This is a genomic window from Haloarcula salina (genome assembly GCF_049603855.1).
GTDB lineage: Archaea > Halobacteriota > Halobacteria > Halobacteriales > Haloarculaceae > Haloarcula > Haloarcula salina_A.
In genome coordinates this window covers 644,543-670,732 of the sequence record NZ_CP187146.1, presented here as the reverse complement: position 1 = coordinate 670,732, position 26,190 = coordinate 644,543, and the positions used below count along the sequence as shown (strand labels likewise).

Here is a 26,190-nt window from a genome sequence, read left to right as displayed (position 1 = left end):
GCACGGGAGTGGAACCGTGTCCCTCCAAATCGGTCGTGCCTTCCAAGACGGTATCGACGAGTTACTGAGCGAGCGCGGCGCGGTGTTCTCCGGTGCGTTCGTACTCCTGGGACTGCTCAACGCAGTCGTCTGGGCGTCGCTCTCGCAGGCGCTTCTTGACCTCTTCATCGGCCGGCTCCCCGAGGGTGCGCAGGTGAGCCAGGCCGCGACGGCCGGGAGCGTGTCGCTGGCGATCGACCTGCCCCTCGCGGTCACCGGCGTCGCCGCGCTGGTCCTCTTCGTCGGGGGCGAGGCGCTGAACGTCGTCGCGGTCCGCGCGTTCGCCAGCGGCGACCAAGATCCGATTCCCGACGACGTGACGCGTCGTCTCGGCCGCACCGTCGGCGTCGCCATCGCCGCGGGACTCCTCGTGGCCATCGCGGTCGCGATCGGGATCTTCTTGCTGATCATCCCGGGGCTGGTGCTCGCGCTGCTGTTTTTCTTCGTTCGACAGGAGGTCGCGCTGAACGACAGCGGCGTCATCGAGTCCATCGGCAACAGTATCAGCGTCGTCGGCGACAACCTTCTGCCGACGGTGGTCATCGCGGTGGTCCTGGCGGCGATCGGAATCGCGGTCAGCCTCCTGTTCGGAATGCTTCCGCTGCCGTCGGCCATCTCGGCGACCGTCTCGACCGTGCTCTCCAGCGTCGTCGGCGTCTTCGGACTCGCCGTGACCACGGTCGCGTACGTGCAGGCGACCGGTTCGACCGACGACTTCGCCGACGGGACGGAGCCCGCGAGCGGGTTCTGAGCGGGTCTCGACTCGTATCGCGGCCTTTAACCGCGCGAGCGCCGAACGACGGTCAATGGCAGAACCGCGCGTGCCCGGCGGACGCGAGTCCGAACTCGAACTCCCCTGTGGCGAGCGGGTCGACACCCACGACCTCCATCTCGGGATGCGGGAGTTCGAGTGCGCTTGCGGCGAGACCCACGCCGTCGTGCTCGACCCGCACCCGCTGGCACGGTTCGTCCCCGAGTTCCTCACCGAGGTGCTCCAGTCGACCATCGAGACCAGCGACGACTACGAGGAGTTCACGACCGTCCACCTGATGGGGGTCGTCATGGAGGAGTTCCCCGACACCGTCGTCGCCGCCGATACGAGCGAAGACGGCAACGTCGGCTTCTCGCTGGCGTGGGTGAGCGACTTCGACTCGCGACGACTCCACGAGATCGTCGTCGAACTGGTCGTCGAACTGATGGAACACGCCGTGAGCCACGCCGAGGACGACGACGTGATGGCCGAGTTCGAAGAGCAGATGCTCCAGTTCGACGTGGCCGGGTTCGTCGAGCAGTACCGCCGCGAGCGAGACTTCGACGGTCGCAACGACACCGCGATCTAGCGCCGTCGGACCGCAGAGTCGCCGAGAAGTACGGTGAGCGACGCGGTGTCGGCTTCTACAGCGGCCGCCGATCGGTGGACGGCGACAGACAGCGACCCCGTCGTCGTCCGACACTCTCACCGGCTCGCCGTCCCTCGATTTCCCCAAATCGGCCGTCTGACTGCTGTCTGACGGCATTATATGGGGAATCAGGTACTGTAGATGTGTATGGCTATGCGCGACGGCGAGTTCGAGCGCATCTTGACGGTGCTCGACGAGGCCGACGCGGACGGGTCGATGACGGCCAGCGAAATTCTCGACCTGCTCGCCGAACACGACGAGGACTTCGACAGCGCCCACCGTATCGCGACGATCCTCGGTCGCCGCGCCCAGACCGGTGAGGTCGAAGTCATCCGTGACCAGCCCTACCGCTACCGGGTCCCCGACAGCGGCAACTGAGCCCATGGAGTGGTCCCGGCGGCGCACGGTTCGACGACCGGACGGACTGAGCGTGCGACGCATGCCCGTGTGACGGAGCCGCATTACGATATTCGAAATTCGGCTTCGAGCTTCGCATTGTTTCGCCGGGCTTATTACGATGTGCGGGCTCCGCAGGAACAATGACAGCGGACGAGGACCGTACGATCCTGCTCATCGGCAGCGGCCCGATCAAGATCGGACAGGCGGCCGAGTTCGACTACTCCGGCGCACAGGCGTGTCGCGCACTCCAGGAAGAGGGCGCACGCGTCGTGCTCGTGAACTCGAACCCAGCGACGATCATGACCGACCCCGAGATGGCCGACAAGGTGTACCTCGAGCCCATCAACACCGAGGCCATCTCCGAGATCATCCGGAAGGAGAACCCCGACGGCGTCATCGCCGGCCTGGGCGGCCAGACCGGACTCAACGTCACGGCCGAACTCGCCGAGGAGGGCGTCCTCGAGGAGTACGACGTGGACGTGATGGGGACGCCGCTCGACACCATCTACGCGACGGAGGACCGCGACCTGTTCCGCCAGCGCATGGAGAACATCGGCGAGCCGGTTCCCCGCTCGACGACCATCACCCTCGACGAGGGCGAGACCGTCACGGATCTGGACGAGGAGTCGCTCGTCGACCGTGTCGAGGCGGCCGTCGACGAGGTCGGCGGGCTCCCCGTCATCGCGCGCACGACGTACACCCTGGGCGGCTCCGGCTCCGGCGTCGTCGACGAGATGGACGAACTCATCGAGCGCGTCCGCAAGGGCCTGCGCCTCTCGCGCAACAGCGAGGTGCTCATCACCGAGTCCATCGAGGGCTGGGTCGAACTGGAATACGAGGTGATGCGCGACGCGGACGACTCGTGTATCATCATCTGCAACATGGAGAACATCGACCCGATGGGCATCCACACCGGGGAGTCCACGGTCGTCACGCCCTCGCAGGTCATCCCCGACGAGGGCCACCAGCAGATGCGCGACTCCGCGCTGAAGGTCATCCGCGAACTCGGCATCGAGGGCGGCTGTAACATCCAGCACGCCTGGCGCGACGACGGCACGCCCGGCGGCGAGTACCGAGTCGTCGAGGTCAATCCGCGCGTCTCCCGGTCCTCCGCGCTGGCCTCGAAGGCGACGGGCTACCCCATCGCCCGCGTGACCGCGAAGGTCGCGCTCGGCAAGCGCCTCCACGAGATCGACAACGAGATCACGGGCGAGACGACGGCGGCGTTCGAGCCGGCCATCGACTACGTCGTGACGAAGGTCCCGCGCTGGCCCATCGACAAGTTCCAGGACACCGAGTTCGAGCTCTCGACAGCGATGAAGTCGACGGGCGAGGCGATGTCCATCGGTCGGACGTTCCCCGAGAGCCTGCTCAAGGCGCTTCGCTCCTCGGAGTACAACCCGGCCGTCGACTTCGAGACGGTCGACGACGACGAACTCGAATCGAAGTTCCTCGAACGCGCCAGCCCCGACCGGCCCTACGCCATCTTCGAAGCGTTCACGCGCGGATACACGGTCGACGAGGTCGTCGACCTGACCGACATCCACCGGTGGTACGTCGAGCGGTTCGAGGAGGTCGCCGACGCCGCCCAGGCCGCCCGGAACGGCGACTACGAGACCGCCGCGCAGGCCGGCTTCACCGACCAGGAGATCACCGCCCTCGCCGGCGGCGAGTTCAACGACACGCACGTCTCTTGGCTCCCGGCCGACCTCGACGACGACGGCGGCGACGAGGCGGAAGTCGAAGCCGCAACCGACGGCTCCGGTGTCACGGTCGAGACCGTCGAGACCGACACCACCGACCGCGACTTCAAGCTCGTCGACACCTGCGCCGGCGAGTTCGAGGCGACGACGCCGTACTACTACTCGACGCGCGACCCGGTCTCGGGCATCGACCGCAACGAGCTCCAGATCGACCCCGACGTGGAGAGCGTCGTCGTGGTCGGCGGCGGCCCGATCCGCATCGGCCAGGGCGTGGAGTTCGACTACTGTTCGGTCCACGCCGTCCGCGCGCTGGAGGAACTCGGCATCGAGGCTCACGTCGTCAACAACAACCCCGAGACGGTGTCGACCGACTACGACACCTCCGACGGCCTGTTCTTCGAGCCGGTGACGGCCGAGGAGGTCGCGGACGTGATCGAATCGACCAACGCCGACGGCGTGATGGTCCAGTTCGGCGGCCAGACCTCCGTCGACATCGGCCACCCGCTCGAACAGGAACTCGAGCGCCGCGACCTCGACTGCGAGATCATGGGGACTTCCGTCGACGCGATGGACCTCGCCGAGGACCGCGACCGCTTCAACAAGCTGATGGACGAACTCGGCATCTCACAGGCCGAGGGCGGCTCCGCGACCTCCAAAGAGGAGGCCCTCGAACTGGCCCACGACATCGGCTACCCCGTCCTCGTGCGCCCGAGCTACGTGCTCGGCGGCCGCGCGATGGACGTGGTGTACAACGACGACGACCTCGAAACGTACATCGAGGAAGCCGTCCGCGTCTCGCCGGACAAGCCCATCCTCGTCGACGAGTTCCTCGCCGACGCCGTGGAACTGGACGTCGACGCCGTCGCCGACGAGGACGACGTGCTCATCGGCGGCGTGATGGAGCACGTCGAGACCGCCGGCGTTCACTCCGGCGACTCGGCGTGTATGATCCCGCCGCGTTCCCAGGAGATCAAGGACGTGATGCCGCGCATCCGCGAGGTCGTCGAAGACATCGCCGACGCGCTCGACACGGTCGGCCTGCTGAACGTCCAGCTGGCCGTCCGTGACGGCGAGGTGTACGTCCTCGAAGCGAACCCGCGCTCCTCGCGCACCGTCCCGTTCATCTCGAAGACCGCCGGCGTCCCCATCGCGAAGATCGCCGCGAAGGTCATGGCCGGCGCGTCGCTCGACGAACTCGACATCAAGGAGCAGATCCCCGACCAGGTCTCGGTCAAAGAGGTCGTCCTGCCCTTCGACCGCCTGCCGGGCTCTGACCCGCGCCTCGGCCCGGAGATGAAGTCCACCGGCGAGGTCATGGGGACCGCCGGCTCCTTCGGCAAGGCCTACCAGAAGGCCCAGATGTGCGTCGGCAAGCCGATCCCGCTCGACGGCACTGCGATCGTCGACCTCCCGATCCTCGGCTTCGAGGAGCACTTCGACGTGCGCGACTTCGACGACTACGAGGACACCGAGGCCATCATCGAGGCCATCCAAGGCGGCGAGATCGACCTCGTCGTCTCCCGCGACCGCGACGTGCTCGAGGCCTGCGTCGAGGAGACGGTGACGTACTTCTCGACCCGCGAGAGCGCCGAGGCCGCGCTCGAAGCGATCAACTCCGCCGACCAGCCACTCGCCGTCCAGGCCATCGACGAGCGGCCCAAGACCCAGCGCGAGTGGGGCGCCGAGTAACGCGGCCGACGACAACCCCGTAGCGACCGCGACTATTTCTTTCGCGCTACCCACCGGGAGTGACTGGTCCGGCCCCGACGAACCGTTCGCTGTTCGGGTTTCGAATCGTGATACGACGAGAGAGTCTCGTTGTCGTCTTCAACAAAATACCTGCACAATTCATTACTCACTACCAAGTGGCGCGAAAAACACCACGTTCGTAATTCTCTTACCTGCCGCTGTCACAGTAGGGGTATGCATCACGCTGTGACCGTCGCCGCCACCGCGAGCGATGAGTGACGGGAACGTCGCGGACAGGGCGTTCACGCTCGCCGAGATGACGTCCAGCGACTCGGTGACGATGGAGGTCCTCGCGGGCCGCGAGGGTCGGTTCTCCCAGTCGCCGCCGCTCACCGAACCGCCGGTGACCTACCTCGACGTTGGGGAAGCGCCGGCGTACGTCCTGACGAACGGGAAGCGCGGCATCGGCCTCGGGACCAAGCGAAAGACCGTCTCGCCGGCCGGCGACCGCCGGACCGTCGTCCTCGTCACCGGCCGCCGGACCCTCTGTCTCGTCGGGAAGCACGACGAGGACGAGGTCATCTCCGTCCCGCACGAGGCCGTCGCGGACGTGTCGTACAAGACCGGGTTCCGCGCCCATCGCCTCGCACTCAGAACCCCGCGGAAGATGTTCCACTGCTGGGTCCACCGCAAGACCGACGAGTCGGTGCTCGAAGCCGCCGCGTCGTTCATCGAGGAGCGACAGACCGACGCCCCGGAATCCATCGACGGCGGCGACGACGCCAATCGCGTCATGTACCGGGGTCGCCCCGTCGCACCGCAGGAACCGACGCCGGAACCCGAGGAGAAGCAGACGCGATACTACCGCGGCCAGCCGATCGACGACGGCGAGTGAGGGACGGTGGGACTCCGAGGCTGCTGACGAAACCCGGGGATCGCTCTCTCTCTCTCTCTCGCGGTTCGGAGCGAGCAATGCGAGTGAAAACCGCGCTACTGCTCGCGGGTCGTCCCTCCCCGCTCGCAATTCCGAGGGCCGCTCCCTGCGGTCGCGCCCTTCGCTACTCCTCGCTCCGAACCGCGCTACTGCTCGCGGGTCGTCCCTCCCCGCTCGCAATTCCGAGGGCCGCTCCCTGCGGTCGCGCCCCTCGCTACTCCTCGCTCCGAACCGCGCTACTGCTCGCGGGTCGTCCCTCCCCGCTCGCAATTCCGAGGGCCGCTCCCTGCGGTCGCGCCCCTCGCTACTCCTCGCTCCGAACCGCGCTACTGCTCGCGGGTCGTCCCTCCCCGCTCGCAATTCCGAGGGCCGCTCCCTGCGGTCGCGCCCCTCGCTACTCCTCGCTCCGAACCGCGCTACTGCTCGCGGGTCGTCCCTCCCCGCTCGCAATTCCGAGGGCCGCTCCCTGCGGTCGCGCCCCTCGCTATCGCTCACCGTTCGCACAAAACGAGGCCTCTCACTCCGTTCGAGCCCTCGCTACTCCCCAGTCATCGCCAGCACGTCGTCGAAGAAGCCGAGCGAGTCGTGCGGGCCGGGGTTGGCCTCGGGGTGGTACTGACGGGTGATGATGTCGAGATCGTCGTTCTCCAGCCCCTCGGGGGTGTCGTCGTTGACGTTGATCTGCGTCACGTCGAGCTTCTCGCCGGGTTCGGCGACGGTGTAGCCGTGGTTCTGGGTCGTCATCACGACCTGGTTCGTGCGCAGGTCGCGCACCGGCTGATTGACGCCGCGGTGGCCGAACTCCATCTTCTCGGTCTCGCCCCCGAGCGCGTTGGCGACGACCTGCTGGCCGAGGCAGATGCCGGCAAGCGGCACGTCGCCGACGTACGTCTCGACGAGTTCGCCGGCCTGCTCGAAGTTCTGGGGGTCGCCGGGGCCGTTCGAGATGAACAGCAGGTCCGGGTCGACGGCGGCCACGTCGTCCTCGCTCGCGTCGTAGGGGAAGACGTGGACCGTGGCGTCGCGTTCGACCAGCGAGTCGATGATGGAGCCCTTCGCGCCGCAGTCGACGAGCGCGACGGTCGCGCCGTCGCCGCCCTCGTTGTAGGTCTCCACGTCGTCGACGGAGACCTGCGCGCCGATGTCCGTGTGGTCGGACATGTGCTTGCACTCGTGGAGTTCGTCGAGCGCGTCCTGCTCGGTCACGTCGGGGCCGGCGGCGATACCGCACTTCATCGCCCCCTCGTCGCGGATCTCGGTGACGATGTCGCGCGTGTCGAGGTGATCGACGGCGGGGACGCCCTCGGATTCGAGCCACTCGGCCACGTCGTCGGTCATCTCGCGAGCGACGGCCGCACGCGGGTGGACGCGGTCGGACTCGAAGCGCTCCTCTCGGACGCCGTAGTTCCCGATCAGCGGGTACGAGAACGTCAGGACCTGCTCCTCGTAGGAAGGGTCGGTGAGGCTCTCCTCGTAGCCCGTGTACGCCGTTGTGAATACCAGTTCGCCGCGGGCGGTGCCGGGAGCGCGTGCGCGCGCCTCGATGACGCGGTCACCCTCCAGCGCCACGTATGCGTCAGCCATTACGAGATGCGTATACTTTTGTCGGCCATAAGGGTTGCTTTCGAAGCCGAGTTTCGAATTTCGTAATCCTCAAGTCGGGACCGGGAGTAGCCTCGCATCTCGATGGACGACCTCGACAGAGAGATACTCTCGATCCTCCGCCGGGACTCCCGTACGCCCTACACGGAGATCGCCGACCAGGTCGGGACGTCGGAGGGAACAGTGCGAAACCGGGTCGAACAGCTCGTCGAGGACGGCGTCATCGAACGCTTTACCGTCGCGACGCGGACCGGCAACGTCAAAGCGATGATCGAAGTGGGCGTCGACGTGAACGTCGATACCAGCGCCGTCACCGACCGCATCGCCGAGTGGCAGGAGGTCGACTTCGTCTGGCAGGTCTCCGGCGAGGAGGACATCGTGGTCGTCGTCGACGCCGCCGACACCGACGCCGTCAACGAACTCATCACGAAGGCCCGGGAGTTGGAGGAGGTCGTGGGGACGAAGACGAGGCTAATCTTGGACGAACGCGTCGGCTGAGCGACAGCGAAGCGACGCACAGAACCGATATTTGCCGAGTGAGGCTGATTTTGGACGAGCGAGTGGGGTGAGCGATAGCGAAGCGACGCGAAAGGTCGCGTCCCGAGCGTGACTCACGTGAGCCAAATCGGGACCGAGCGGTCGGTCAGCGTGGCTGACATTCATGGTCGTCGCCCCGGTACGGCAGGTATGCAGGTCACGGACCCGTTTTCGGGGGACCTCGCCTCGACGTACGCGCAACTCGCTGAGGACGGCGCGGAGTTCCTCGTCGTCGGAGCGGTCCTCTACTTTCTGGGGCGGTTACTCCTCGTGCCGGCCATCCGCTGGGGCCTAGAGCGGTCGAAGATCGACCAGACGCTCGAAAGCGCGCTGGGAAGCGTCAGTCACCTTCTCGTCGTCGTCCTCGCGGTGGTTGTCGCAGCGAGCGTCGCGGGGTTCCAGGGGACCCTCGCCGGGTCGACGCTCGTCGCGGCCGGCGTGACGATCGCCGTCGGTCTGGCTGCCCAGGACGTGCTCGGAAACTTCGTCTCGGGCGTGTTCATCGTCACCGACCCGGACCTGAACGTCGGCGACACGATCGAGTGGAACGGCAACCGCGGCGTCGTCGTCGACATCGACCTCCGTGTCACGCGCGTTCGGACGCCGGATAACGAGCGGATCATCGTCCCGAACACCGACCTGGCGACGAGCGCAGTGACCAACCGGACCTCGACGGGACCGATCGGCATCTCCTACGAGTTCGGCGTCGGCTACGACGCCGACCTCGACCAGGTGGAGGCCATCATCAGGAACGTCGCACGCGACATCGACCACGTCGCCGAGAAGCCAGAACCGGTCGTCGGGGTCGACGAACTGGCCGACACCGCCGTCCTGGTGACCGGGCGAATCTGGATTCCCAACAACCGCCGGAACCGACTGCCCAGCGTCCACTCGGCGTTCGTCCGCGGCGTGCACGAGGCCTGTCGCGCCGAGGGCATCGACCTCAGCGAGACGAGACAGCACTCGCTGTCGGGCGAAGTGGCGCTTCGGGACCCCGTTGAGCCGGTCGGCGACCGCCCCGAGTGACCGACGAGGGCGTGGTATCCAGTCCTGGGTCGTCCGACCCGGCGACAATCGGCGTGCTGACGACACGACGAAGACGGGACGCCCGACCGGCCTGCATCATTACGGGCCGAAAAAACGGCCATACGTTTATATCCGTAGGTAAGATGGCACGTATATGGACGAAAAACGGTTCGTCGTCGCCCTCTTCGGTTTCCTCGTCGCGGTCGTCGTCGGATTCCTCGCGTTCCGGTTCATCGCTGCGTTCACCGTCTCGGTGTTCCTCTACTACTCGACGCGGCGGTACTACGGGTCGCTGCGGCGGCTCAAGCTCCCGGCGCGGATCCGTGCGGTCGTCGTCATGTCGTCGCTCGCGCTCCCACTGCTGTTGATCGTGAGCTACGCGACCGTGTTGCTCATCGTACAGGCCCGGCAGTTCGTCACCGAGTACGCACTCATCGACGTGGCAGCAACGCACGTCAGTTGGCTCGACGGAGCGGAGTCCGTCCCGGACTTCACCGTCGAGGGGCTCTACACCGCGTATCAGTCGGGACAGTTCTCACCGTTCGTCACGTTCCTCAGCGAGAACGCGATCGTCCTGACCTCGGTCGTCTCGTCGTTCGTCCTCAATCTGTTCGTCACAACCATCGTTACGTACTACCTCCTCCTCGACGGACGGCGCATTCGCGAGTGGCTGCTCCGGTTCGACGACGACGCCATCATCCGCGAGTATCTCGAGGCCGTCGACGCGGAACTCGAGGCGGTCCTGTTCGGGAACCTCCTGAACGTCGTCGCCATCTCGCTGATCGCCATCGCGGCGTTCTCCGGGTACAACGCGGTCGCGCCCACGGCCGTCGAGGTCCCGTATCCGGCTCTGGCCGGCGCGCTGACCGGCATCGCCAGTCTGATTCCCGTCGTCGGGATGAAAATCGTCTACCTCCCACTGACCGGAATTGCGGCGCTGCCGGTGCTTCTCGACGGCGAATCCGCGCTGCTCGTGTACGTTCTCGGCTTCCTCCTCGTCGCCGTGGTCGTCGTCGACACCATCCCCGACCTGGTGCTCCGGCCGCTCCTCAGCGGCGAGGACACGCACGTCGGCCTCCTGATGCTCGCGTACACGCTCGGGCCGGTTGTCCTGGGGTTCTACGGACTGTTCTTCGCCCCGATACTGCTCGTCGTCGGACTGACATTCGCGAACACGGCGTTACCGCGGCTCCTCGGGGCCGACGAGCCCGACACGCTGGCGTCGAACCAGATGCGACTCGACGACTTCCGATAGCTGTCAACTCGACCCGCCAGTCAGCCCGTCCAGCAGGTGGATCGCGCCGTGCTTGTCCAGCGGGTCGTTGGCGTTCCCGCAGTGGGGCGACTGCACGCAGGCCGGACAGCCGTCGGCGCAGTCACACGAGCGCAGCATCGACAGCGTCGTGTCCAGCAGCGATCCGATGTCGCCGTATCCCGCACGCGTCAGGCCGATCCCGCCGGGATAGCCGTCGTAGACGAAGATGGTCGGCTCGCCGGTGTGGGGGTGGTGGGGCGTCGAGAGCCCGCCGATATCGCCGCGGTCACAGAGGTACTCGAAGGGGAACATCGAGATCGCGGCGTGCTCGGCGGCGTGGATCGACCCGGGGAAGTCACCGGCCCCACCGCCGTCAGCGGCCGTGTCGCCGGAGCGACTGTCGCCGTCACCACGACCGCCGTCGGGCCCGTACTCGCCGCGGCGAATCTGGGCTTCCAGCTCGGACGGCACGGTGTGGTACAGCGCCTTCGTCTCCAGCGTCGTCTCGGGCAGGTCGAGCGGGCGCTGGCCGAGGACCTCCCCCGAGGAGCCGTCGCGGCGCTCGTAGCCGGTGATCTGCTTTCGCATGGTCACCGAGGCGAAGCGGACCGGCACGTCCTCGCGGGCCGGCAGTCGCCGCTCGTCGAGGTCGGCCTCGACGGTGATGGTCTTGTCGTGCAGGACGCGTGTAAAGTAGTCCGCCCACGTCCGGGACAGTTCGGCGACACCGGTCGCGAGGTCCAGGTCTGTCACCTCGTAGCGCCGGCCCTGGTGGTGGTAGATCGCGCCGGGATGGGCGTCGCGCAGGGCGTCCTCGAAGGGGAGTGTCGCGATGACGTCCCCCTTCGCCACCAGTTTCACCTCGCGGTCGTCGACCGTCCGGAGGTTCATCTCGTGGTGCGGGCTGCCGTTACCGAGCCAGCGGATGCCCTGGTCGGTCTGGCGGCGGTCGAGCGCGCCCGTCGATTCCAGATCCGCGACCACGTCGGGGAACCGCTCGCCGAAGTGGCGGTCGTCGTCGGGCGAGAGCCAGTTCTCGCAGGCGGCCGCGTGGACGTGGTCGGGGAGCAACTGCTCGTTCTCGGGGTTGGTCACGGCCTGCTCGGCTCCGGTCTCGAACAGCGCGTCGGGATTGCGCAGGACGTACTGGTCCAGCTGGTCCTCGCCGCCGACGAGGGCGACGAGCGCCGGGTCGGTCCCGCGGCCGGCGCGCCCGGCCTGCTGGAACGCCCGCATCCGCGTGCCGGGGTAGCCGTCGAGCAGGACGGCGTCGAGGCCGCCCACATCGACGCCCAGTTCGAGCGCGCTGGTCGACCAGACGCCCCGGAGGTCGCCGGACTGGAGACCTTGCTCCAGTGCGCGGCGGCGCTCGTCGGTCAGCGCGGCCTGGTACGCGCCGACGGCGTCCGCGAGGTCGTGTTCCCCGCGGTCACGGAGTTCGTCGGCACTGTCGCTCGCGTATCGCTCGGCGGTCTGGCGCGACCCGGCGAAGACGACCGTCTGGAGCCCCCGCGCCACGAGGTCGACGAACAGCCGCTTGGTCTCGACGTGGTTCGACCGCCGCCGGCCGCTGCCCCAGCCCTCGCCCTCGTACTCGGGCGGGTTCCACAGCAGCCAGTGGCGCGGGCCGCTGGCGCTGGTGTCCTCGTCGACCAGCGCGAACGACGACTCCGCCCGGCCGGTGACGGCCGCGGCGTGTTCGACGGGGTTGCCGATGGTCGCCGAGCAGCAAATCCACTCCGGGCCGCCCGGGGTCCCGCTGTCGCTTCCCGCGTCGAAGCGCTCGGCGACCCGCTGCAGGCGGCGCATGACGAGCGAGACGTGGCTGCCGAAGACGCCGCGATAGCCGTGGACCTCGTCGATCACGACGGTTTCGAGGCGCTGGAAGAACCAGTCCCACAGGCGGTAGGCGTGGGGCAGGATGCCGTAGTGGAGCATGTCCGGCGTCGTCAGCAGGACCGTCGGCTGGCGCTCTCTGATCGCCTCCTTCTCCGATTTGGACTGCCGGCCGGTGTACTGCGCGACCGAGACGCCGGAGGCGAATCCCAGTCCCTGTGCGAGCTCGGAGAGCGTCTCTGTCTGGTCGTTGATGAGCGCGACCTGCGGGGCGACGTACAGCCCCGTCGCGCGCCGGTCGAGCGCCCGCTCGAACGCGGGGACGGTGTAGGCGAGGCTCTTGCCGCTCGCCGTCTCGGTCGCGAGCACGACGTTCTCGCCGCCGCGGACGGCCTCGATGGCCGCGACCTGGTGGGCGTAGAAGTCCTCGATGCCCTCGTCGGCGAGCACGCCCGCGAGGCGGTCGTCGACCTCGCAGTCGGCCGTCCGCCCGGACCGCCCGGGGACCGTCCGCTCGTCGACGATCTGGCCCTCGTAGTACGGGCGCTCGCGGAGCCACGCGATGGTGTCGTCCACGGGCGGAATACGGGGACGGGGCGTATCGGTGTTGCTGTTTTCGGCCCCGAAGCCGGCCAGTGGCCGGCACCCGTTCAGTCGGTCGAGGACTGACCGAGGGGCGGTGTCGCTTCGGCCCCGACCCCGGGCGGTGGCAGGGTCGCGACTGCGGTCGGCAACGCCGCCAGCGGTACCGTGTCGCGGACGGTCTGCGAGTGGTCGGTGCTATCGGCCTCGACGCCCAGACGGACGCGTCCGGCGTCGACCACCGGCGCGTTCCCGTCGCCGACCGCCCCCGCGACCACGACGGCGTCGGCGGCCCCTGCCAGGGCAACCGCGCGCTCGCGGGCCGCGTCGTCGACGCCGGCGAAGGCCGGGACCGCCACCGCTTCGCAATCGAGTTCGGCGGCGCGCTCGGCGGCCGCGTCGCCGGCCGGAACGACGCCGACGCTCACCCGGCAGTCGGCTCCGACGAGCGCCGCGACGGCGTCGGCCGCCGCCGCGCCGGTCCCGACCACGTGGACGCGGCGGTCGACCGACTCCCGCTCGGCCAGCGGGGTCACCAGCGGCGCGTCGGTGCCCGGCTGGGTCGTCACCAGCGTCTCCGCATCGAAGGCGTCCCGGAGCGTCTCGCTGGTGAGCACGTCGCCGGGAGGGCCCGCGGCGCGGACCGCCCCGTCGGCGAGCAACACCAGTTCGTCGCAGTACCGCGCCGCCAGGTTGAGGTCGTGGATGGCGGCGACGGCCGTCTTCCCGTCGGCGACGAGCGAGCGGACCAGTTCGAGCGTGCGGACGGCGTGGTTGATGTCGAGGTTCGCCGTCGGCTCGTCGAGCAGGAGGACTGGCGTCTCCTGGGCCAGCGCCCGGGCCAGCAGGACGCGCTGGCGCTCGCCGCCGGAGAGGGAGGTGAACGGCCGGTCGGCGAACTGGGCGACGCTCGCGCGCTCCATCGCCGTCTCGACGGCGCTGTGGTCGCGCTCGCCCATCCGGTCGAAGCGCCCGAGGTGGGGCGTCCGCCCCATCTCGACGGTCTGCCTGACGGTGAAATCGAAGGAGAGGTCGGTTCCCTGAGGCGTGCTCGCGACGAGGCGGCCGACCGCCTTCGCCGAGCGGTCCGAGATCGGGTCGCCGTCGACGCGGACCGTCCCGCCGTCCGGGTCGAGCGTCCCCTTGACCGTCCGCAGGACCGTCGTCTTGCCCGCGCCGTTGGGACCGACGAGACCGACGAGTGTCCCGCGCTCCACCGCGAAGTCGACCCCCGAGAGCACGCGCTGGTCGCCGAAGGCCACGGAGAGGTCGGCCACGTCGAGCATCGGCCCGCGGGGGTCCCCGGCGCGGTCGCTCACAGCTCTCGCACCTCCCGCTTGCGCAGCAGGTACAGGAAGAAGGGCGCGCCCAGCGCGGCGGTGACGATGCCGACCGGGACCTCGGCGCTGCCCGATCGCGCGAGCGTGTCCGTCGCGACGAGGAACGATGCTCCGGCGAGCGCCGCCGTCGGGAGCAGGATTCGGTGGTCCGGGCCGACGAGCAGGCGCATGACGTGGGGGACGATGAGGCCGACGAAGCCGATGATGCCGGCGACGGCGACGCCTGCGGCCGTGACGACCGAGGACAGCGCGAGCAGGACCCGCTTGGTCCGCTCGACCTCGATGCCGAGGCTCTGGGCATCCTCCTCGCCCAGCAGCATGACGTTCAGGTCGCGCGCGTAGGCCAGCAGGACGACGAACGGGACGGCGACGAGGAGGACGCTGGTGGTCACCTCGGGCCACGACGCGCCCTTCAGGTGCCCCATCAACCAGAACAGCGCCCTGCGGATGCTCTCGCCGCTGTGTAAGAGGAGAAAGGAGACGACCGCGCCGAGGAACGTCTGGACGGCCACGCCGGCCAGCAGCAGCGTCGCGACGGGCGTCTCGCCGTTGTGCGTCGCGATGAGGTAGACGCCGAAGGCGGCGAGGATCGCCCCCGCGAAGGCCGCGCCGCGCAGGCCGAGGCCGAGCGGGATCGCGACCGGCGCGACGATGTAGCCGACCGCGCCGACCGCCGCGCCGGAGGAGACGCCGATGATAGAGGGGTCTGCCATCGGGTTCCGGAAGATGCCCTGCATGATGGTGCCAGCCGCAGCGAGCGAGAAGCCGACCACCGCACCGAGCAGGATGCGGGGCAGGCGGACCTGCATGACGATCTGGGTCTGGAGGTCGGTGACGGGATAGGCGAACAGGCGAGTCGTGGACACGTCGAACGCGGGGCCGGACAGCGAGACGCCGGTCGGGACCGCGACGGCGTTGAGCAGCACCTTCGCGACCGCGGCCGGCGGAATCCACACCGGGCCGATCCCGGCGCTCACCGTCACCACGGCACCGAGGACGGCGATGAGGCCGGCCGACCACCCGACGGTACGCCCCGCGAAACGCATGTATGAAACCCCAGTTGCAGTAGATAAGTATTTATTGCTCCTGGCGCCCGCCTACAGTATGTCACGACTCTCGCCCGCGGTTATCGGACTCTTGCTCGTCGTCTCGCTCGTCGGGGCCGCCCCGGCGTCGGCGTCGACCGCCGCCCAATCGGGCGACTGCGCGTTCCCGGTGACGCTGACCGACGCGACCGGGACCGAAGTCACCATCGAGGAGCGCCCGGAGCGCGTCACGACGACGAACCCCTCGGCCGCCCAGACGATGTGGGAGATCGGCGGCCGGTCGCAGGTCGTCGGACTGACCCAGTACGCCAGCTATCTGGACGGTGCTGAAAGCCGGACCAACGTCTCGGCCAGTTTCGGCGTCAGCGTCGAGAAGACCGTCGGGACCGAGCCTGACCTCGTGCTCGCGCCGAACGCCAGCGCCGGCGACGTCGAACCGCTCCGGCAGGCCGGCCTGATGGTGTATCACTTCCGCGCCGCGACGACCCTCGACGACATCCGCGAGAAGACGGCGACCACTGGTCGACTGACCGGGAACTGCGAGGGCGCGGCCGCGGCCAACGACTGGATGGACGCGAACGTCGAGGCCATCGGCGAGGTGACCGCCGGCGTCGAGGACCGCCCCGAGGCGCTGTACCCGCTCGGGAGCGGCTACGTGGCCGCCGGGGACACGTTCATCAGTTCGCTCATCGAACTCGTGGGAGCGGAGAACGTCGCCGCGCGCAACCACACGGGCTACCCGCAACTCAGCGACGAAGTGATCCTGCGGATGGACCCCGACGTGCTGTTCGTCACCGAGAACTCGGCGACCATCGCCGAGAGCGAACCCTACGCGAGCACCACGGCCGGCGAGCGAAACGCCACGGTGTTCCTGCGGGTCAGGGATCTCAATCAGCCCGCGCCCCGGAGCGTCGTCAACGTCGCGCACAACGCCACCGCACAGCTGTATCCCGACCGCTACGACGCCGACAGCTACGTCCCCCGGTCGGCGGTGACGCCGACCGAGACGGACGCGGACGGAACGACGGGAACGGCGACCGCGACTGGTACGGCGACGGCCACCGCGACCCAGACGAGCGAGCCGACGCCCGCGGACCACACGCCGAGCACTGACCAGCCCACGACCGACGCCAGCGGCCCCGGATTCACCGCCGTCGCGGCGCTCGCGGGCCTGCTCGCGCTCGTCTGCGCACTCGGGGTTCGACAGCGGGAGGACTAGCGTGGACAAGCAGGCCGTCCGAGAGCGGGTGTGGGACGCGCTGGAAGAACGCGGCGTCGCCCGCTTCCCGTTCCCGCCCCACGACCGGATTCCGAACTTCGAGGGCGCTGACGCGGCCGCCGAGCGCCTGACCGGGACGCCGGTCTGGAACGCCGCGGAGACGGTGAAAGCGAACCCCGACGCGCCGCAGTTACCGGTCCGGCGGGCGGCGCTCCGGGCGGGCAAGACGGTGTACATGGCCGTGCCGCGCCTGCGAGACGAGCGGTGTTTCTACGAACTCGACCCCGCCGAATTGGACGACGTCGAGGCCGCGCCGGCGGTGTCGAACGTCGCCGACCACGCGCGCCAGGTCGGCCCCGAGGCCGTCGGGACCGTCGACCTCGTCGTCTCGGGATCGGTCACGGTCACCGAGGACGGCGCGCGAATCGGCAAGGGCGAGGGGTACAGCGACCTCGAATACGCCGTGCTCCGGGAACTCGGCCTCGTCGACGACGACACGCCGGTCGCGACGACGGTTCACGAACTGCAGGTCGTCGGCGGGCCCGAGGGCGTCGTCGACGCGGCCGTCCCGGTCGACGACCACGACGTACCGATGGACTGGGTGGTCACGCCCGGGCGCACAGTCGAGACGGAGACGCCACACCCGCGGCCGACGGGGGTCGACTGGGACGCGCTCTCGGACGACCGTGTCGCCGAGATGCCGGTCCTCGCCGCGCGTCGGCCGGACCGCCGCGACGGCGAGTGAGCGCCTGCTCGGCGGCGTCGGAGGGTCGAACGCGGACTGAATCGGTCAGTAGTGCTTTATGTTACCACACAATAGTGTGGGTATGGATTCTCCCGTGACGACCGGTACGCAACACGGGGAACGCGAACGGCAGGACCGGCTGCGCGTCGTCTACGTGGACGGCGACGACGGCGACGCGTCCGCGGTTCGCACGACGCTTTCGGCGGCCGACGACGAGTTCGATGTGAGAGTGTGTGAGACGGCCGACGACGCGCTCGCGGCGCTGGACGGTGACGCCGTCGACTGCGTCGTCAGCGAGTATCAGTTGCCCGATCGGGACGGCGTGGCGCTGCTGCGAGCGGTCCGCGACAGTCGGCCGACGCTCCCGTTCATCCTCTTTACCGACGACGGGGACGAGCGCGTCGCCAGCGCCGCCATCTCCGCCGGCGTCACGGACTACCTGACGAAGACGCCGCTCGGGGAACAGACGGCGGTGCTCCGCCAGCGAATCACCGATGCGGTGGCGACGCGGCGGGCTGAGACGCGCATCCTCGATCGCATGACCGACGCGTTCTTCGCACTGAACGAGGACTGGGAGTTCACCTACCTCAACGACCGCGGTCGGCAGGTCATCTCGGATGCGGCCGAGATTGCGATCGAGGGCGACGACCTGCTCGGGCGCGACATCTGGGAGGCGATCCCCTCGGCGGTCGGAACGGAGTTCTACGAGCAGTACCACCGAGCAATGCGCGAGCAAGAGGCGGTCTCTTTCGAGGCGTACTACGAACCGCTCGAAACGTGGTTCGAGGTGAACGCCTACCCGTCGGCGACGGGGCTGTCGGTGTACTTCCGGGACGTCACCGAGCGCCGCGAGCACGAGCGCGAACTCGGGAAGCGCGAAGAGACGCTCAGGGAGACGTACCGCGTCGTCTCCCGGAAGGACATGGACCTCGAAGCGAAGGTCGAGCGGTTGCTCGACATCGGGCGCGAGGCGCTCGGGACCGACGTCGCCGCACTCTCGCGCATCGAGGGGGAAACCTACGTCTTCGATATCGTCCGGGACCCGACGGGGGACACCCAGCCTGGCGACACCGTCCCGCTGGAGACGACGAACTGCGAGCGGGCAGTCGTCGAGGAACAGACGCTCGTCCTCGCGGACATCGCGGCCGACGCACCGGACCTGGCCGAGCGAGCCGGGTTCACCGAGATGGGGATCACCTGCTATCTCGGGACGCCTGTCGTCGTCGACGGCGAGGTGTACGGCACCTTCTGCTTCTACGACACGGAGCCCCGCGAGCCGTTCACCGACTGGGAGGTCACGCTCGTCGAACTGATGGGCAACTGGGTGAGCTACGAGCGCGAGCGCGAGCACCACCGCGAGGAACTGACACGCGAGCGAAACCGACTCGAGGAGTTCGCCAACGTCGTCAGTCACGACCTCCGGAACCCGCTCAACGTCGCCTTCGGACGGCTGGAACTCATCGCCGCCGAGTACGACGGCGACCCCGAGCACGTCGGCGCGGCCCGGCGCGCGCTCGAACGAATGGACGAACTCATCGAAGACGTGCTCGCGCTGGCCCGCGGCGGCGACAAGGTCGTCGACGCTACCGAGGTCGCGCTGAGCGACGTCGCCACCGCCGCCTGGAACACCGTCGAGTCGGCCGATGCGACGCTCGATCTGGTGGACGAAGACGCGACGATCAGGGGCGACGGGACCCGGCTCCAGCAGCTCTTCGAGAATCTCTTTCGAAACGCCGTCGAACACGGCGGCGAGTCCGTCACAGTCCGCGTCGGGACGCTCCCGGGCGGGCGGGGTTTCTTCGTCGAAGACGACGGGCCGGGCCTCTCGGAAGCCGACCGCGAGCAGGTGTTCGAACGCGGCTACACCACGAGCGACGACGGCACCGGCTTCGGCCTCGCTATCGTCGGGCAGATCGCCGAGGCCCACGGCGGCGGGGTCAGAGCGACCGAGGGCGAGGCCGGTGGTGCGCGCTTCGAGGTGACCGGCATCGAGACCGGGTGAGCCCCGTCAGGACTCCAGTTCGGCCACGCAGTCCCGAATCAGGCCGTCGACGTTCTCGGGCAGCGTCGGGTGATAGGCCCGGTCGGGCAGGTCGCGCACGTCCAGTCCCAGTTCGACGACGATCTGGAACGTCTTCGCGAAGCTGTCGGCGTGATAGTGCATGCCCTGCCAGCCGAGCACCGTGCCATCGTCGGCGTCGACGACCAGTTTGCCCAGTCCCTCGGGCACGTCCTTGGACTTGAACACGCCGTCGTCACTGGCCTGACGCGTCGCGGTCACCACGTCGTAGCCCGCCTCTTTCGCGGTCTGTTCGTTGTGGCCAACGCGGGCGAACGGGTAGACCCCGAGCCCAGAGAAGATGACGTGGTGGTGGACGTTCTCGTACGCCTGGGGCGTCGCGCCGGCCTCCTGGCGGAGGATGTTCTCGGCGGCGGTGAAGCCCTGCTCCTTGGCGACGTGGAGGATCGGCTCCTTGCCGTTCACGTCGCCGACGGCGTAGACGTGGTCGGCGTCGCGGGTCTGCATCGTGTCACGTGCCCAGTCGCCCTCCGCGGAGACGGACGCGTTCTCCAGGCCCAGCCCCTCGACGGTGGGACGACGGCCGGTAAAGAGGAACAGTTGCTCGGCCTCGAAGGCCTCCTCACTCCCGTCGTCGTACTCGACGGTGAGGCGGACGCCGCCGTCCTCGGTCGCTTCGAGTGCCTTCTCGTGGCAGTTCGTCGGAATCGTCACGTCCCAGTTGTCCTCGTAGATGTCGAGGGCCGCGTCGCCGAAGGCCGGGTCGGCCTCGTCGATGGGGCGGTCGTCGTGTTCGACCACGGTGAGCTCCATGTCGCCGGCCTCGGCCAGATACGGGACCATCTCCATCCCGATGTAGCCGAATCCCATCACGATGCCGGAGTCGGGGAGCTCGGTGGCGTCGAGCACGTCCGCGCTCGACATGAAGTCGACCTCGTCGATGCCGGGCGTGTCCGGGACGTTCAGGCTTGAGCCGGTGGCGATGACGACGTAATCGGCCTCGTACTCCTCGCCGCCCGCGCGGACAGTGTGGTCGTCGACGAACGTCGCGGTGTCGTGGACGAAGGTCACGTCCTCGCGCTCGGCCATCTCGTGGATGGACTCGCGGCGGTAGCCGGCCCACTCCAGGACGTGGTCGTCCTTGCGCTCGACGACGGCCTCCAGATCGATGTCCGGGACGTCCCCAACGAGGCGCTCGTCGTGGCGCGCCTGGAAGCGGTGGGCTCCGGCGGAGAGGACCTCTTTCGACGGCATGCACCCGCGGAGGATGCAGAGCCCGCCGCCGGGGTCGCCGTCGTCGATGAGCGTGAGTTCGATGCCCTCTTCGTCGACGAGCTCGCCGGCGACGGCGGCTCCTGCGCTGCCGTACGCGCCGATGATGACGACGTGAGTCATATCGAGGGCTAGGGCGACGCCGCGGGATAAAGGCTTCAATGCCGTGTCCGAGACGGACACGACCGGCGCGCGAGAGGAGTGCCCCCGTCCGTCCGGGCTCCGTCTCAGTCGTCGCCGTCGATCGGTTCGGGCCGGCGGGCCTCGCCGAACGAGAACAGGTCGCCGATCGAGCCCTGCGCGTTGAACAGGCGATCCCAGACGACCAGCACCGAGGGGAGCACCAGCAGGGACGAGAGGAAGGCGTAGGCGATGGACAGCGCCGTCAGGATGCCGAACTGCCCGATAGCGGGGAACACCGCCAGCGCGAGGACGCCGATTCCGAACACCGTCGTGAGCATGCTGCTGAACAGCGCGCCGCCGGTCCCGCGGACCGTGCGGTCCAGCGCCGTTTCGAGATCGTTCTCGGCGTACTCGTCTGCGAAGCGGTGGGTGACGTGGACCGAGTAGTCCACGCCCAGCCCGATGGTGATGGCGAGCATCGTCGCCGTGAGCGCGTTGAACGGGATACTGAGGACGCGCATGGTGCCGGCCAGCCAGGCGACCGTGACGACGACCGGGACGACGTTCGCGAGACCGAGCGACGGCCGCCCCTCCAGGACGTAGTAGATCAGGACGAGGAAGACCGACGCCCCGGCCAGCGCGATGGCCAGCGACTGGATGGCCGACTCGAAGATCAGGTCGGCGACGGCCTGGAAGACGACGATCGACCCGGTCGCGGTGGCCTCGTACCGGAAGTCCTCGGCCACCTCGCGGGTGTCGGCGGTCACCGCGGAGTCGCTGGCGTCGGACTCGACGGTGTAGACGACGCGCGCGCTCCGGTAGTCCTCGGAGAGGTAGTTCAGGGTCCGCTCTCGCGACGAGGAGTCCAGCAGGTACTCGTAGATCGTTTCGAGGTTGTCGTCGGGGACGCCGTTGTCGTTACGGTCGTTTCGCTCGACGAGGCGGCGGAACTCGGGGTCCTCCGCAGCGCGGTCCTGAATGACCGTCACGATGGAGGTCGAGTCGGCCCGACCGTCCTCGCGGACGAACGACTCGGGCGGGTCGTCGCCCGCCCGGTACATCTGTTCGAGCGCCGAGTCCTGTCGCATCGGCCCCTCCACGTATACCGTCGCCTGACTGGACTGCGTCGTGGCGAAGTTGTCCTCCAGGTAGTTCAACACCCCCGTGACGGTGTAGTCGTTCGGCGCGAACGGCTCGGGGAGCGCCTCGACGAAGTCGGGGTTCTCCTCGGGCGGGAGGAAGTCCTCCTGGGTGAACGACGTGGAGACGCCGGTGGCGTAGTAGCCCGCGCCGGCGGTGGTGACCAGGATGATCAGCAGGAAGACGACCGGCGTCCGCTCGGCGATGACGACGCCGCCGCGCAGGACGCCTCCGAGGGCCGACCCCTCGGAGCCGAGCGGACTCTCGCTGAACGTGGGGATGGGGTAGCGCTGGCGGAGGCGATCCAGTTCCACCTTCGCGGCGGGCAGGAAGACGCCGAAGATGAAGAAGGTGAACGTGATCCCGACGGAGGCGACGTACCCGAAGTCCTGAATGGGCGGCAGCGAACTGGTGAGGTTGGCCGCGAAGCCGATGACGGTCGTCCCGGTGACGATGAAGAACGCGACCAGCAGCTGGTCGGTCGTGATCCGCATCGAGGTCGCGACGGACTCGCCGTCGGCCCGCTCCTCGCGGTAGCGGTTGACCGCGTGGATGCCGAAGTCGATGCCGACCGCGAGCAACAGCGGCGGCACGGCGATGAGCATCTGCGAGAAGGGAATTCCCGCGAGCCCCATGAAGCCGAACGTCCAGATGACGGCCATGAACAGCGCGAGCAACCCGAGCGCCATGTCCGCCAGGTCGCGGTAGGCGATCATCAGGAACAGGAGGATGAACAGCACGGCCGCGGGGACGGTGAGGATGAGCGAATCGACGACGACGCTCGAGAACTCCTCGGCGACGATGCCACTCCCGAAGACCGTGATACTCCCGTGGGCTGCAGACTGGATCGTGAAGTCCGCCTGTTTCTGGATGCTCGTCAGCGGGCTCGAACCGCCCTGGCCGGACCCCGAGGAGATGCCCGCCGGGACCTCGTGGGTGACGACGCCGATTGTCGCCGACGCCGTGGCGGACCGTCGGTTGAAGTCGGTGCTCAGCAGCGACGTGAACCGCGGACTCTCCTCGGCGGCACTGCGGACGGCCGCGTCGATTTCGCTACTCGTCGCGGACTCGACGGCGTTGATCTGCTGTTCAGTCGTCGTCGCGTTGGGATCCAGTTCCTGAGCGACGATCCCGGCCGCGCTGGAGGTCGACGTGACCCGGAGGCTCGGGTGTTGCTCGACCCGATGTTGTGACTCGAGCATCCGCAACAGCGCCGGCTTCGAGAGGACGTTCGTCTCTCGCTGGATGAGTTGTGTGCTCCCGGTGTCCGGTGAGAACGTCGGGGAGAACTCCTCGTTGACGCGAGTGAACGCCTCCTCGGCCGGGAGGTCCGTCGTGAACTGCGACGTTCCGGCGTTGGTCGAGACGCTCCCGAGACCGGCGCTGAAGACCACCGTCACGACCAGGAAGGTGATGACCACCCGCCGTGAGTCGTTGACGATGCGGTCGTCGGCCCAGTCGATGTAGCGCTGGTAGTCCATGCGTCAGCGGAACCTGAAGTAGCCGCCGATGGCGAGGACGGCGACGATGGCGACGCCGATGATCGCGGTCAGCGGGGTGCCGCCACCGCCGGCGTTGGTCACGGAGATCGGAAGCCGGTACGTGTCCGACACCGGCGTATCACCGTCGGGTTCCTCGTACTGGAAGTCGATCGAGACGGGGTAGTCCTTGGTCATCGCGCCGCCGCTCGCGCTGATGCCGAACTCGATGGTCGCGGACTCGCCCGGTTCGAGGGCGTTGACGAACGCCTGATCGTCGTCGACCGAGATCGGCGACTCGGCGAACAGTTTCGCCTCGATGTTGGTCAGCGTCTCGTTGGCCCGGTTCGTGATGGTCACGTCGAAGGTGCCGGAGCCGCCGACGTTGACCGAGGTGTTCGACGTTTCGAGGTCGAACTCGTCGGCGCTTCCCGCGACGTTCTGCTGGACCTCGATGGTGTCGCTCTCGCGCTTGTCGCCCTCGTTGTTGCGGTAGTTGGCGACGAAGTCGAACTGCCGGGGGCCGGCGTTGGCGTTGTCGGACACGTCGGCGTCGAACGAGACGGTGGCGGACTCGCCCGGTTCGAGGTTGCCGACGGCGTACTGGGTCACCTTCGGCGAGATGTTCCGGTGGTCGCTCGTCCAGTGGAGGACGACGTTGCGCACCGGCTGATCGCCGGTGTTCGTCAGCGAGGCTTCGAGCGTCCCGTCGTCACCAGCACGTAGCGTCGACTGGACGTTCTCGAGGGCGAACGACTGCTCGGGTTCGGGCCGGAGGCCGAGAGCGATGTTCTCGTCGGCTCCCGAGTCGCCCTCCGGGTCGGTGTAGCCGACGGACGCGGAGATGGCGTACCCTCGGACCGATGCGTCGCCGCTGGCCGACGCCTCGACGCTGACGGTCCGCGTCTCGCCCGGTTCCCAGGTCCCGACGTACTGGGAGGCGGACTCGGACTCGCCGAACGTGATCTCGCTGCTCTGTGACGTCAGCGACACGGTCGCGTCGCGCACGGTGACGGGACCGTCGTTGCGGAAGGTGACGTTGTACGTCCCGGAGTCGTCGACGGCGACGCTGCTCTCGACGCCGCGGACGGAGAACGTCTGCTCGCGGGCGGGCGTGACACCGATCGAAGCGGCGGTGGCCTGCTTGCGGACGCCGTCGGTGTCGTCGAAGTCGACCTGGAGGTCGAACTGATACGGCTCGGCTCTGGTGTCCTGGCTCGCCGTGACGCGGTAGCGGAGGGTCCGCTGCTCGCCGGACTCCCAGGTGTCGACGAACCGTGAACTGCTGGTGTCGCCGCCGATGGTGAGTTCGGAGTTCGTCGATTCCAGCGTCACCGAGGCGTCGCTCGCGGCCTTGTCGCCGGTGTTCTCGACGGTGACGGCGACCGTCCCGGTCGAGCCGACGCGCGCCCCGGAGTCGACGGACACGACGTCGAACGCCGCGTCGTCGTCGATTTCGAGGTCGAGTTCGATCCGCTCGGTGGCCGTGTCTTCGTCGCGCGTGCCGTCGTTCTCGGAGATGTAGCTCGTGTACTCGTACTTGACGACGACGGGCACCGTGTAGGTCCCGGGCTTGGCGTCCTCTTTGACGCTGATGTCGAAGGCGATGGGCTCGGTCTTGCCGACGGGAACGGAGCCGACGGCCTGCTTGTTGGTCGTCACGGTGATGGGTGCATCACCGTCCTTGACGTTGACCGTCGTGCCGCGGGCGGTCGTCACCTCGCTCGTCGTGACGGACTGCGAGGACGGCCCGGAGTCGACCGTCCCGCTGTTGACGAGGACGACGTCGAGCGTCGTCTCCTCGCCGGGCGCGACGGTGTTGTCGACGAAGGTTGCATCGAAGTCGGGACTGCCGGTGACGGCGGCGAGCGCGGTCCCTGATCCGAGGAGCATTGCGACGACTGCCAGCGTGGCGATAGTGCGTAGGTTCATGCGTGGGGACACAGGCGATTGTGGGAGCGGTTCGGGCGTTCCATGGTTGTGAATCGGTGGTTCAGTCGGTGCGTCGGTCACTGGAACGGCCACGGATTCGACCACCCCCGTTCGGACCGAACGCTACTCCGACTCTGTACGTCGAACGAACGTTCGGTCATCTATCAACGTTGTGGTTCGCGCACAGTAGGAAGGTATATAGGTACCGACCGAATATTCGGTCGGGATGAGTGATGGTATTCCGTTCGCCGGGGACCCGGAGAACTCCCACGAAGCGATAATGCGGGCCACGTTCTGTGCCCTGCAGGAATACGGATACGCCGGACTCTCGATTCAGCGAATCGCAGACGAGGCCGATCTCAGCAAGTCCACGTTCTATCACCACTTCGACGGGAAGGAAGACCTCCTGCTGTCGTTTCAGGAGTTCATGCTCGCGCAGTTCGATCGGATCGTCCAGCTCGAATCGACCGGCGACCCGGAGCAGGATCTCAAGACGTTCCTCGGTCTCATCCTCGACGACCTCCCCGATTACGGCGAGATGCCGGAGAAAGACGCGGTGCTCCGGTCGCTCGTCGAACTTCGCGCGCAGGCCGTCCACAACGCCGAGTTCCGCGAGAAGTACACCGAGACGGACGAGCAGTTCGCAAAGCGGTTCGAGCGGCTCATCCGTGACGGGATCGAGCAGGGCGAGTTCGCCGACGTCGACCCGGAGCGGACCTCCCAGATGCTGCTGACGATTCTGCACGGAGCCATCCTCCAGCACGCGACGCGTGACGACGACCCGGCCGCCGAGATTCGCGAGACCATCGACGAGTACATCGAACAGCACCTCGTCGTCGAGGACGTGCCCGGCGACGACTGAGTCGAAATTCT

The 26,190-nt window shown here is 68.1% G+C and carries 19 protein-coding genes; 12 read left to right on the top strand and 7 right to left on the bottom strand.

What is annotated here, in order from left to right; all coding sequences use genetic code 11:
• Window positions 1-16: 16 nt before the first annotated feature.
• From ACOZ4I_RS03390 to ACOZ4I_RS03370, 5 genes are all read left to right on the top strand, one after another.
• The gene (locus ACOZ4I_RS03390) at window positions 17-790 is read left to right on the top strand and encodes a hypothetical protein (RefSeq protein WP_424003035.1); all 774 of its coding nucleotides are present in this window, start codon (window positions 17-19) and stop codon (window positions 788-790) included.
• Window positions 791-845: 55 nt separating this feature from the next.
• Window positions 846-1,379 carry a DUF5815 family protein gene (locus ACOZ4I_RS03385; RefSeq protein ID WP_424003033.1) on the top strand — a complete coding sequence of 178 codons (534 nt, stop codon included), beginning with the start codon at window positions 846-848 and terminating at the stop codon, window positions 1,377-1,379.
• Between the two features lie 207 nt (window positions 1,380-1,586).
• Window positions 1,587-1,817 (top strand): hypothetical protein, encoded by a 231-nt coding sequence (locus ACOZ4I_RS03380; protein ID WP_424003031.1) that lies wholly within the window; start codon window positions 1,587-1,589, stop codon window positions 1,815-1,817.
• Between the two features lie 161 nt (window positions 1,818-1,978).
• Window positions 1,979-5,230 (top strand): carbamoyl-phosphate synthase large subunit, encoded by a 3,252-nt coding sequence (gene carB, locus ACOZ4I_RS03375; protein ID WP_424003029.1) that lies wholly within the window; start codon window positions 1,979-1,981, stop codon window positions 5,228-5,230.
• Window positions 5,231-5,501: 271 nt separating this feature from the next.
• Window positions 5,502-6,125: a hypothetical protein gene (locus tag ACOZ4I_RS03370; protein WP_424003027.1), complete on the top strand. Its 624-nt coding sequence runs from the start codon at window positions 5,502-5,504 to the stop codon at window positions 6,123-6,125.
• 576 nt (window positions 6,126-6,701) lie between these two features.
• On the opposite strand, the gene carA is transcribed toward ACOZ4I_RS03370, so the two are convergent.
• Entirely contained in the window at window positions 6,702-7,748 is a 1,047-nt protein-coding gene (carA, locus tag ACOZ4I_RS03365; RefSeq protein WP_424003025.1) for a glutamine-hydrolyzing carbamoyl-phosphate synthase small subunit, read from the bottom strand.
• Between the two features lie 102 nt (window positions 7,749-7,850).
• Between carA and ACOZ4I_RS03360 the strand changes: the two genes are divergently transcribed.
• The 3 genes from ACOZ4I_RS03360 (at window position 7,851) to ACOZ4I_RS03350 (ending at window position 10,584) form a co-directional block, all read left to right on the top strand.
• On the top strand, window positions 7,851-8,264 hold the full coding sequence (locus ACOZ4I_RS03360; protein WP_424003023.1) for an Lrp/AsnC family transcriptional regulator: 414 nt from the start codon (window positions 7,851-7,853) through the stop codon (window positions 8,262-8,264).
• Between the two features lie 189 nt (window positions 8,265-8,453).
• Window positions 8,454-9,329 carry a mechanosensitive ion channel family protein gene (locus ACOZ4I_RS03355; protein WP_424003021.1) on the top strand — a complete coding sequence of 292 codons (876 nt, stop codon included), beginning with the start codon at window positions 8,454-8,456 and terminating at the stop codon, window positions 9,327-9,329.
• 154 nt (window positions 9,330-9,483) lie between these two features.
• Window positions 9,484-10,584: an AI-2E family transporter gene (locus ACOZ4I_RS03350; protein ID WP_424003019.1), complete on the top strand. Its 1,101-nt coding sequence runs from the start codon at window positions 9,484-9,486 to the stop codon at window positions 10,582-10,584.
• Window positions 10,585-10,587: 3 nt separating this feature from the next.
• Here ACOZ4I_RS03350 and ACOZ4I_RS03345 read toward each other — a convergent pair whose 3' ends face one another.
• The 3 genes from ACOZ4I_RS03345 to btuC form a co-directional block, all read right to left on the bottom strand.
• On the bottom strand, window positions 10,588-12,996 hold the full coding sequence (locus ACOZ4I_RS03345; RefSeq protein ID WP_424003017.1) for a DEAD/DEAH box helicase: 2,409 nt from the start codon (window positions 12,994-12,996) through the stop codon (window positions 10,588-10,590).
• A 74-nt stretch (window positions 12,997-13,070) separates the two neighbouring features.
• Window positions 13,071-14,288, bottom strand: coding sequence for an ATP-binding cassette domain-containing protein (locus tag ACOZ4I_RS03340; protein WP_424004777.1), 1,218 nt, complete (start codon window positions 14,286-14,288; stop codon window positions 13,071-13,073).
• Between the two features lie 29 nt (window positions 14,289-14,317).
• Window positions 14,318-15,388, bottom strand: coding sequence for a vitamin B12 ABC transporter permease BtuC (btuC, locus tag ACOZ4I_RS03335; RefSeq protein ID WP_424003015.1), 1,071 nt, complete (start codon window positions 15,386-15,388; stop codon window positions 14,318-14,320).
• A gap of 58 nt (window positions 15,389-15,446) precedes the next feature.
• Between btuC and ACOZ4I_RS03330 the strand changes: the two genes are divergently transcribed.
• From ACOZ4I_RS03330 to ACOZ4I_RS03320, 3 genes are all read left to right on the top strand, one after another.
• Window positions 15,447-16,607: a PGF-CTERM-anchored ABC transporter substrate-binding protein gene (locus tag ACOZ4I_RS03330; RefSeq protein WP_424003013.1), complete on the top strand. Its 1,161-nt coding sequence runs from the start codon at window positions 15,447-15,449 to the stop codon at window positions 16,605-16,607.
• A gap of 1 nt (window position 16,608) precedes the next feature.
• Window positions 16,609-17,352 carry a 5-formyltetrahydrofolate cyclo-ligase gene (locus ACOZ4I_RS03325; RefSeq protein ID WP_424003011.1) on the top strand — a complete coding sequence of 248 codons (744 nt, stop codon included), beginning with the start codon at window positions 16,609-16,611 and terminating at the stop codon, window positions 17,350-17,352.
• Window positions 17,353-17,434: 82 nt separating this feature from the next.
• A complete protein-coding gene (locus ACOZ4I_RS03320; RefSeq protein WP_424003009.1) occupies window positions 17,435-19,354 on the top strand; it encodes an ATP-binding protein in 1,920 nt (639 codons plus the stop codon).
• Between the two features lie 6 nt (window positions 19,355-19,360).
• Here ACOZ4I_RS03320 and ACOZ4I_RS03315 read toward each other — a convergent pair whose 3' ends face one another.
• From ACOZ4I_RS03315 to ACOZ4I_RS03305, 3 genes are all read right to left on the bottom strand, one after another.
• Window positions 19,361-20,767, bottom strand: coding sequence for a dihydrolipoyl dehydrogenase family protein (locus ACOZ4I_RS03315; protein WP_424003007.1), 1,407 nt, complete (start codon window positions 20,765-20,767; stop codon window positions 19,361-19,363).
• Window positions 20,768-20,871: 104 nt separating this feature from the next.
• Window positions 20,872-23,388, bottom strand: coding sequence for an efflux RND transporter permease subunit (locus tag ACOZ4I_RS03310; RefSeq protein WP_424003005.1), 2,517 nt, complete (start codon window positions 23,386-23,388; stop codon window positions 20,872-20,874).
• Between the two features lie 3 nt (window positions 23,389-23,391).
• On the bottom strand, window positions 23,392-25,317 hold the full coding sequence (locus ACOZ4I_RS03305) for an NEW3 domain-containing protein (RefSeq protein WP_424003003.1): 1,926 nt from the start codon (window positions 25,315-25,317) through the stop codon (window positions 23,392-23,394).
• Window positions 25,318-25,543: 226 nt separating this feature from the next.
• Here ACOZ4I_RS03305 and ACOZ4I_RS03300 point away from each other — a divergent pair, with 226 nt between their 5' ends.
• Window positions 25,544-26,179: a TetR/AcrR family transcriptional regulator gene (locus ACOZ4I_RS03300; protein ID WP_424003001.1), complete on the top strand. Its 636-nt coding sequence runs from the start codon at window positions 25,544-25,546 to the stop codon at window positions 26,177-26,179.
• The last annotated feature ends 11 nt before the right edge of the window (window positions 26,180-26,190 follow it).

Coding starts and splice junctions, on each gene's coding strand:
- ACOZ4I_RS03385 (WP_424003033.1), top strand. CDS start 846: ATGGCAGAACCGCGCGTGCCCGGCGGACGCGAGTCCGAACTCGAACTC.
- ACOZ4I_RS03380 (WP_424003031.1), top strand. CDS start 1,587: ATGGCTATGCGCGACGGCGAGTTCGAGCGCATCTTGACGGTGCTCGAC.
- carB (WP_424003029.1), top strand. CDS start 1,979: ATGACAGCGGACGAGGACCGTACGATCCTGCTCATCGGCAGCGGCCCG.
- ACOZ4I_RS03370 (WP_424003027.1), top strand. CDS start 5,502: ATGAGTGACGGGAACGTCGCGGACAGGGCGTTCACGCTCGCCGAGATG.
- carA (WP_424003025.1), bottom strand. CDS start 7,748: ATGGCTGACGCATACGTGGCGCTGGAGGGTGACCGCGTCATCGAGGCG.
- ACOZ4I_RS03360 (WP_424003023.1), top strand. CDS start 7,851: ATGGACGACCTCGACAGAGAGATACTCTCGATCCTCCGCCGGGACTCC.
- ACOZ4I_RS03355 (WP_424003021.1), top strand. CDS start 8,454: ATGCAGGTCACGGACCCGTTTTCGGGGGACCTCGCCTCGACGTACGCG.
- ACOZ4I_RS03350 (WP_424003019.1), top strand. CDS start 9,484: ATGGACGAAAAACGGTTCGTCGTCGCCCTCTTCGGTTTCCTCGTCGCG.
- ACOZ4I_RS03340 (WP_424004777.1), bottom strand. CDS start 14,288: ATGCTCGACGTGGCCGACCTCTCCGTGGCCTTCGGCGACCAGCGCGTG.
- btuC (WP_424003015.1), bottom strand. CDS start 15,388: ATGCGTTTCGCGGGGCGTACCGTCGGGTGGTCGGCCGGCCTCATCGCC.
- ACOZ4I_RS03330 (WP_424003013.1), top strand. CDS start 15,447: ATGTCACGACTCTCGCCCGCGGTTATCGGACTCTTGCTCGTCGTCTCG.
- ACOZ4I_RS03320 (WP_424003009.1), top strand. CDS start 17,435: ATGGATTCTCCCGTGACGACCGGTACGCAACACGGGGAACGCGAACGG.
- ACOZ4I_RS03315 (WP_424003007.1), bottom strand. CDS start 20,767: ATGACTCACGTCGTCATCATCGGCGCGTACGGCAGCGCAGGAGCCGCC.
- ACOZ4I_RS03310 (WP_424003005.1), bottom strand. CDS start 23,388: ATGGACTACCAGCGCTACATCGACTGGGCCGACGACCGCATCGTCAAC.
- ACOZ4I_RS03305 (WP_424003003.1), bottom strand. CDS start 25,317: ATGAACCTACGCACTATCGCCACGCTGGCAGTCGTCGCAATGCTCCTC.
- ACOZ4I_RS03300 (WP_424003001.1), top strand. CDS start 25,544: ATGAGTGATGGTATTCCGTTCGCCGGGGACCCGGAGAACTCCCACGAA.